Genomic DNA, 536 nt, shown 5'->3' on the forward strand with positions numbered 1-536 from the left:
GCGTCGTCGAGCTCGCGCGCCATCTGCATCGGCCACCACCGCACGCCCGCGGCCTCGATGCCGGCGATGTCGGCCGGCTGCGCCGTGCCCGGCGCCTTCACCGTGAAGGTCGCGGTGCGGTTGGCGCGGTCGATCGTCACCGTCACGTACTCGTAGCGCAGCGCGTCGGCCTCGATGGTGCGCTCGATCGGCGTGAGCTTCACGCCCTGCGCGTCGGCGGGGCGGTCGCTCTGCGCGGCGAGCTGCTGCGCGCGCTGCTGCACGGCTGCCGCGAACTGCGCCGGCTTGGCGATCGCGTCCACCAGGCGCCAGTCCACCGCGCGCTGGCCGCGCACACCCTCGTTCGTGGTGCAGAAGATGTCGGCGTGGTCGTGGCGCACGCGGCGCTTGTCGGTGACGCGCGTCAGGCCCCCGGTGCCGGGCAGCACGCCCAGCAGCGGCACCTCCGGCAACGACACGGCGGAGGAGCGGTCGTCGACCAGCAGGATCTCGTCGCAGGCGAGCGCCAGCTCGTAGCCGCCGCCGGCGCAGGCGCC

1 protein-coding gene is annotated in these 536 nt (G+C 74.8%); it reads right to left on the bottom strand.

Features of this window, described 5'->3' with window-relative positions:
* Nucleotides 1–536, bottom strand: a 536-nt coding sequence (locus D3A59_RS25110; RefSeq protein ID WP_240636210.1) for an enoyl-CoA hydratase/isomerase family protein, incomplete at both ends; no start/stop codon positions are given.

Origin of the sequence: Caldimonas tepidiphila (assembly GCF_003569765.1) — a bacterium.
Lineage (GTDB): Bacteria > Pseudomonadota > Gammaproteobacteria > Burkholderiales > Burkholderiaceae_C > Caldimonas > Caldimonas tepidiphila.